This window comes from Rhodococcus sp. WWJCD1, from assembly GCF_002258735.1.
Lineage (GTDB): Bacteria > Actinomycetota > Actinomycetes > Mycobacteriales > Mycobacteriaceae > Rhodococcoides.
Window position 1 is genome coordinate 244,473 of the sequence record NZ_NOXY01000033.1, and the last position, 6,539, is coordinate 251,011.

Annotated in this window: 8 protein-coding genes and 1 pseudogene; 4 read left to right on the plus strand and 5 right to left on the minus strand. The window is 62.8% G+C overall.

Features of this window, described 5'->3' with window-relative positions; all coding sequences use genetic code 11:
• Positions 1–58: 58 nt before the first annotated feature.
• Positions 59–802, minus strand: a complete 744-nt coding sequence (locus CH286_RS27250) for a PaaX family transcriptional regulator C-terminal domain-containing protein (protein ID WP_094610955.1) — start codon at positions 800–802, stop codon at positions 59–61.
• Positions 803–890: 88 nt separating this feature from the next.
• On the opposite strand from CH286_RS27250, the gene CH286_RS27255 reads away from it, so the two are divergent.
• The 4 genes from CH286_RS27255 to CH286_RS27270 are packed head-to-tail and all read left to right on the plus strand — an operon-like array spanning position 891 to position 4,139.
• Positions 891–2,048, plus strand: a complete 1,158-nt coding sequence (locus tag CH286_RS27255; protein WP_094610956.1) for an acyl-CoA dehydrogenase family protein — start codon at positions 891–893, stop codon at positions 2,046–2,048.
• A gap of 17 nt (positions 2,049–2,065) precedes the next feature.
• Positions 2,066–2,860 (plus strand): crotonase/enoyl-CoA hydratase family protein, encoded by a 795-nt coding sequence (locus CH286_RS27260; RefSeq protein ID WP_094610957.1) that lies wholly within the window; start codon positions 2,066–2,068, stop codon positions 2,858–2,860.
• Positions 2,857–3,684: an SDR family NAD(P)-dependent oxidoreductase gene (locus tag CH286_RS27265; RefSeq protein ID WP_094610958.1), complete on the plus strand. Its 828-nt coding sequence runs from the start codon at positions 2,857–2,859 to the stop codon at positions 3,682–3,684. Before CH286_RS27260 ends, CH286_RS27265 begins: the two co-directional genes overlap by 4 nt.
• Positions 3,684–4,139: a MaoC family dehydratase gene (locus tag CH286_RS27270; RefSeq protein WP_094610959.1), complete on the plus strand. Its 456-nt coding sequence runs from the start codon at positions 3,684–3,686 to the stop codon at positions 4,137–4,139. The genes CH286_RS27265 and CH286_RS27270 overlap by 1 nt, the downstream gene beginning before the upstream one ends.
• 33 nt (positions 4,140–4,172) lie before the next feature.
• Here CH286_RS27270 and CH286_RS27275 read toward each other — a convergent pair whose 3' ends face one another.
• From CH286_RS27275 to CH286_RS27290, 4 genes and pseudogenes are all read right to left on the minus strand, one after another.
• A complete protein-coding gene (locus tag CH286_RS27275; RefSeq protein WP_094610960.1) occupies positions 4,173–4,772 on the minus strand; it encodes a TetR/AcrR family transcriptional regulator in 600 nt (199 codons plus the stop codon).
• A 565-nt stretch (positions 4,773–5,337) separates the two neighbouring features.
• Positions 5,338–5,514 carry a hypothetical protein gene (locus CH286_RS28000; RefSeq protein ID WP_176458371.1) on the minus strand — a complete coding sequence of 59 codons (177 nt, stop codon included), beginning with the start codon at positions 5,512–5,514 and terminating at the stop codon, positions 5,338–5,340.
• Positions 5,515–5,755: 241 nt separating this feature from the next.
• Positions 5,756–6,199: pseudogene (locus CH286_RS27285) on the minus strand (enoyl-CoA hydratase/isomerase family protein); the annotation flags it as partial.
• Between the two features lie 87 nt (positions 6,200–6,286).
• The coding region (locus CH286_RS27290; protein WP_441347115.1) for an AMP-binding enzyme at positions 6,287–6,539 on the minus strand (253 nt) is incomplete at its 5' end.

Here is a 6,539-nt window from a genome sequence, read left to right on the forward strand (position 1 = left end):
CGCGCTAGAAAAAAGTAATTCTCTGGGCCGTGTCGACTCGTCTGCCCGTCCGGTGGTCTCAGCGGGTTGCGGTGAGGATTTCCTCGGCGAGGGTCGTCAATTCGATCCGAAACGCCTCGTAGGCCTGCCGGATATCGTGTCCTGGCCAGTGCGCAGGAAGTACTTCGGCAGGCAGGAGCGGGTCGTCGAGGATATGCCGGACTATGGCCGCCGCGATCTCGAAGCGTTCGACCATGACCGAGGCCTCACGCAGCATCGTGACCAACTCTTCTGCGGCCTTCGCCCACTCGGTGGGCGCGAACACCTCACTCACCAAGTCGACGGCGTCGCCTTCGGGGACCGCCCGGAACAAGGTCAATCGTTCTCTCGCATCTGCCCGGACCGTGGTCGATACGTTGTTCGGGCGACCCCAGACGCCCTCGCGCACCTCCCCGAACTTGGCGGCGCGCAACGCCGTACGCAGTGCAGCCCGGTCGGTGGAATCCTCCGCGCCGGTAGTGACGACCGCCAGACGCCAGCTGCCGTCCCACGCGCTCGCGTGATAGTGCAACGCGAAGTCCTGTCGGCGTTGCCGGTCGATCAGGCGCGCCGAGAGTGTGTACATCCCGTCACTTCGATCGAGATCGCCGGCTGCGACCAATCGCGTCAGCGCCACCCGTACCGCGGATTGCCCGAAGCCCAACTTGGTGGCCAACGTCAGAATCCCGGCTGCTGACGCCTCCGCCGGATGCGCGCCGAGCAGCGCGCTCAGGACTGCCGATCGAGCCGTCAGCTTGCGAACGCGAGTCCCGCCCGAGGTCATCGGGACATGGTAGCGATGGACACCGCGCGGCGACGGGCTCACCCGCTCTGTAGAACAGTCCGTCTGGACGGACTGCTAGGGTCGCGTCATGACCTCCGCAGCCACCGCCCCAGCATGGGCATCGGACCACCAGACACAGGCACTGCGGGAGACCGCGCGCAAGTTCTTCGAGACCGCCGCCGTTCCGAACCAGAAGCGTTGGGCGGAGCAACGATTCATCGACCGTGAGTTCTGGCTCGAGGCGGGAAAGCTCGGCCTTCTGTGTCTGGCGATACCCACGGAATACGGGGGAGGAGGAGGCACATTCGCCCACGACATGGTGGTCCTCGAGGAACAGAGCCGTATCGACGAGCCCGGTTTCGGAAACCACGTCCACAGCGGCATCGTGGCACCGTATCTGCTCGCCTACGGAACCGAGGAACAACGCCACCACTGGCTTCCCCGCATGGCGTCGGGTCAGGTCGTGGCCGCCATCGCCATGACCGAGCCCGGTGCGGGATCCGACCTGGCGAACATGTCGACCCGGGCAGTCCGGCACGGCGATCGGTACACGATCGATGGTGCGAAGACATTCATCACCAACGGCGGCTCCGCCGACCTGATCCTGCTCGCCGCCAAGACCGACCCGGCCGGCGGAGCACACGGAGTGTCCCTGTTCTTGGTCGACGCGAACGACTGTCCCGGATTTCAACGCGGCCGAGTGCTGGACAAACTCGGTCAACACAGCGGAGACACCGCGGAACTGTTCTTCGACCAAGCGTCGGTACCAGCGGACAGCCTTCTCGGCGACGTCGAAGGCATGGGCTTCGCTCAGCTCATGACCCAGCTACCGCAGGAGCGATTGCTTCTCGCGGTTGCAGCTGCGGTGAGCGCGCAGTGCGCGGTAGACCTCGCGGTGGACTACACCAAGAACCGTCACGCGTTCGGCAAGCCGCTGTTCGCCAAGCAGCACGTGAAGTTCGAACTCGCGGAATGCGCCACCCTCGCCCGAGTATCAAAAGTATTCGTCGACGACTGCGTCGCCAAACACCTCGACGGCACCCTCGACGCAGCGACCGCATCGATGGCCAAGTACTGGACCACCGACATCCAATGCCAGGTCGTCGACCGCTGTCTCCAGCTCTTCGGCGGCAACGGCTACATGGCCGAGTACCCCATCGCCCAGATGTACGCCAACGCGCGCGCCCAACGCATCTACGGCGGGGCAAACGAAATCATGAAAGAACTCATCGCTCGCTCGCTGTAACCGAAAAAGGTGAAGACATGATCGAAAAAACAGTGCTGGTCGAACGAGATGGACCCGTCACCCTCATCGGCATCGACCGCCCCCACGTCCGCAACGCCGTCGACCGAGACACCGCGGACGCGTTGGCCGATGCGTTCCGCGCATTCGACGCCGATTCCTCCGCCTCTGTCGCCGTAATACATGGTCGAGGCGGTGTGTTCTGCGCAGGAGCCGATTTGAAAGCAGTGGCAACCGGCCACGGAAATCGGTTCGCACCCGACGGTGACGCCCCGATGGGTGTCACCCGCATGCGTCTGTCGAAACCGGTCATCGCGGCAATCGAAGGCCACGCCGTCGCCGGCGGCCTGGAAGTCGCGGCCTGGGCCGATCTGCGTATCGCAGCGCAGGATTCGATCTTCGGGGTCTTCTGCCGCCGATGGGGTGTGCCCCTGATCGACGGCGGTACCTACCGTCTCTCACGGTTGATCGGGACCAGTCGCGCGATGGACCTCATCCTCACCGGCCGTCCTGTCGACGCCGACGAGGCACTGCGGATCGGCCTGGTCAATCGGGTAGTGCCCACAGGGGAGGCGGTTCGAGTGGCTGTAGAGCTCGCACACGAGCTCAGTGCCTTCCCCCAGACATGCATGCGCCACGACCGCATGTCCCTACTCGAACAGGACGGAATGTCCGAAACCGACGCCGCAGCAAACGAATACCACCACGGACTCGTCTCGATCGGTAGCGACGCCATCGCAGGAGCCAGCCGGTTCGCCGACGGTGCCGGACGCCACGGATCGTTCGACTCGACGACAAGGACAACGACACGATGAACACCTTCACCGGCAAGACCGCACTCGTCAGCGGAAGCGGCCGCGGCATCGGGGCCGCCATCGCACACAAACTCGCTGCACACGGAGCAAACGTGATCGTCAACGACCTGGACCCCGCAGCCGCGAACGCCGTAGTTGCCGACATCGAACGCGCCGGAGGCACTGCCGTCGCCTGCGCAGGCAACGTGACCGTCGACGGGTTCGCCGAAAGATTCGTCGACACCGCCGTCACGTCGTTCGGCGGACTCGACATCATCGTCAACAACGCCGGCTACACATGGGACGGCGTCATCCAGAAGACGAGCGACGAACAGTGGGATGCAATCCTCGACGTCCACCTCAAAGCGCCGTATCGAATACTACGAGCAGCCCAACCCATCATCAGCGCCGCAGCCAAACGTGAAAGCGCTGCAGGACAATGTATTACCCGCAAAGTGGTCAACATCTCCTCGCTTGCCGGTCTCTACGGGAACGCCGGCCAAGTGAACTATTCTTCGGCCAAAGCAGGCATCCTCGGGATGACCAAAGCCATGGCCAAAGAATGGGGCCGCTACCACGTCACCGTCAATGCAGTGGCCTTCGGGTTGATCAAGACCAGACTCACCGAAGCCAGCGCAGACGGTGACGCCACCGTCGACATAGACGGACGTGAGATCAAAGTAGGAGTCAATCCGATGATCCTGCAAGCAGCGCAACACATCGCACCCCTCGGCCGTCTCGGCACCCCCGAAGAAGCAGCCGGGGCGGTGTACTTGTTCTGCCTACCCGAGTCCGACTACATCACCGGCGAGGTTCTCGCGTGCAGTGGAGGGCTGATCGGCTGATGCACACCTTCGATTCGGTCGACTCTCTCGACGTCGCAGTGGGACAAGATCTGGGCGCAACGGGCTGGATCACGGTGCATCAGCACATGATCGACCAGTTCGCGGACGCAACCGGCGATCACCAGTGGATTCACACCGACCCTGAACGCGCACGCAGTGGACCCTTCGGCACCACCGTCGCACACGGATACCTCACCCTCTCGATCCTGGCCAGATTGCTTCCGGAACTCTTCGAAGTGCACGGGACCTCGATGGCGTTGAACTACGGGCTCAACAAAGTTCGCTTCCCCGCGCCGGTCCCGAGCGGAGCTCGAATACGCGCCACTGCCTCTGTTGCGGCGGTGGAACCGGCAGCGGACGACGCCGTGCAGCTCACCCTGATCGCGACGATCGAGATTGCCGAGAACGCCAAGCCGGCGTGCGTCGCCGAAGCCCTCATTCGTCTCTACCGATGACACACCCCGACAACCCCATCAACGGCAAGCGGGCTACGGCTGCGCCACGCCGCACATTATCGGGAAGACCGAGCGCCACGCGGAAATCAGCTCCTTGTCCCGATCCGGGTTCTCACGAAGAACCCCGGTCAATGCAAGGCCCCGAAACATCTGAACCAGCGACTCGAACGCTGTCGCAAACCCCGGCAGCGTGGCGACTTCGGGCCCGAAGACCATCACACCCAACTCCCGCAGGTTCTGACCGACTGTCCGCTCGTACGGGGTGAGAACCGAACGCAAATCGCTGTCCGTTCGCGCCGCCATCCACAATTCATAGCCGGCCAGATATAAAGGCCCCGACATCGCCTCGTGCAACACCTCGAACGCGAAGTCCAGTCGATCGGGTCCGCTGATGCTGCGCTCTGCCGCCGCGCGTATCGCCAATTCCTGTTGTTCCCCGACGTGCTGCACAGCAGCGAGAAACATCGCAGGTTTACTCGGAAAATGATGCAACAAAGCCCCGCGAGACACCCCGGCCTCGAGCTGCACCCGCTGCGTCGTTGTGCCCGCGTACCCGTGCTCAACCAGGCATTCGACAGTGGCTTCGATAACCCGTCGACGCACAGCCCCCGGATCTATCCTCCGTGTCGACATTGCAACAGCTCCTACTCTCCACACCAGACAAGCATCTATTGTCTCACCAGAGCCCAACGAGACTCACCCACCGTTAATCGGCCACTCCCGACAATCTGGGAGCAGAAGTGGAGTGCGCAATCGGGGCCTCGCAGGTTTCGGTTTGTCGGGGCTGTGGTGGGAGTGTGCGGACGGTCGATAGGTCGGCGAGAATTTCGGTATGACGGACGAGCGGTCAGCTGAGATTTTTGTGGGGTTTGCGGTGCGTCGGGAACCGTACGGTGGTGCCGATGATGAGGACATCTTCGTAGCGTTCGGGATTTCGGGTGCGGAGTATCGGCGCCGGTTGTGGTGGGCCTTGAATCTGCCGGGCGGTCCGGACATGGACGACGATGTCCGGGATAGACTTTGAGTACGCCTATGCGTATCACGCGCCTACGCCGTCGTCCGGGCCGTAGCGACGTTCGCGATACGCTCAGCCTGTCGATGACGTGGCTCTTTACGCGGTGATCGCGACGCGAATCGACTTTCCGACAGCGTGGGCGATCAACGCGAGGATCAGTAGTGTCGATGACGTTTGTCAGTGTCAGAAGTCGGCTGCACTTGGTGCTGACGCCGGGTGTTTGTTTTGGGAACCTTTGGTGCGGTTTCGCAGCGCCCGCGTGATGGCGATGATCGTCGTGACCAGCAGGACTGGTAAGACAATGCCCAGTACGGCCACGAACCCGATGACCGAGGCAACCAGAATTGAGTAGATGTCCACCGGTCAGGTCTTGTCGCTGACGTCGTTCGGTGTCTCCGGTGTTGTCGTCGACGGTTCGGATTTGTGATGCTCGATGATGATGTCGGCGTCGTCGGCGAAGATCAGCGTTCCGCCGTTCGTTGCGATGGCCCATCGCCCAGTTTCGGCCGGCGGCGGGGACGGTGAGCAGGTAGTCGGCGAAGTCCTCGACTACGGTCCCGGTAGCGGTGCCGCCCTCTATGCGAGCTACGGCTGCTCACGAACGCTGTGTGCCCCCGCCTCCCGGCATGATTCCGAACTTGGTTTCGGGGAGCCCGAGCTTCGCGTTCGCGGCGGCAATACGTCGGTCGGCCCCTAGGCACAGCTCGAGACCGGCACCGACAGCCAGACCGGTGATTGCCATGACCGTCGGCTTGCCGATGTCCGCAATGGCACCGAGATGTTGTTGAAGGCGGCGGGCATCCGCGCGTAGTTCGGCCGAGGTCATGGAGTGCAGCTCCTTGATGTCGGCTCCGGCCGCGAGAGTTTTCGGACCGCCGTACACCACTACGGCGCTTATATCGGAGCGTCGGTTTGTCTCCTCGGCCGCGGCGGCGATCTCCATCTGTACTTGTCGGCTGAGCAGATTGTGCGGCGGCCGGTCGATGCAGATGATTCCGACTCCGGTGTGATCCTCTGGCGTCTGGAGTTTCACGAATTGGGTCATAGTTTCCTTGCGTCAAAGACCGAGGTTGCACCAGCTACGTTGAAGCAATGCGGGTGCTGGTGCCGATCGATCGACTGAGAGTGTTTGCTAGCGGCCTTTTTTGATTGCCTCGAATACCTTCGGGTCGACGAGGGTGGAGACGTCGCCGAGTTCGCGGCCTTCGGCGACGTCGCGGAGGAGGCGTCGCATGATCTTGCCGGAGCGGGTCTTCGGCAATTCCGGCACGATGGAGATCTCGCGTGGCCGGGCGATCGGTGAGATCTCCTTGGAGACCTGCGCTTTGAGTTCGGCGATCAACGCATCGCCGGTGTTCTCCTCGCCGGCCCGCAGGATGACGAAC

What these genes read in the sequence shown, in the direction of transcription:
- CH286_RS27255 (WP_094610956.1), top strand. Translation starts at nt 891, where the DNA reads ATGACCTCCGCAGCCACCGCCCCAGCATGGGCATCGGACCACCAGACA.
- CH286_RS27265 (WP_094610958.1), top strand. Translation starts at nt 2,857, where the DNA reads ATGAACACCTTCACCGGCAAGACCGCACTCGTCAGCGGAAGCGGCCGC.
- CH286_RS27270 (WP_094610959.1), top strand. Translation starts at nt 3,684, where the DNA reads ATGCACACCTTCGATTCGGTCGACTCTCTCGACGTCGCAGTGGGACAA.
- CH286_RS27260 (WP_094610957.1), top strand. Translation starts at nt 2,066, where the DNA reads ATGATCGAAAAAACAGTGCTGGTCGAACGAGATGGACCCGTCACCCTC.
- CH286_RS27275 (WP_094610960.1), bottom strand. Translation starts at nt 4,772, where the DNA reads ATGTCGACACGGAGGATAGATCCGGGGGCTGTGCGTCGACGGGTTATC.
- CH286_RS27250 (WP_094610955.1), bottom strand. Translation starts at nt 802, where the DNA reads ATGACCTCGGGCGGGACTCGCGTTCGCAAGCTGACGGCTCGATCGGCA.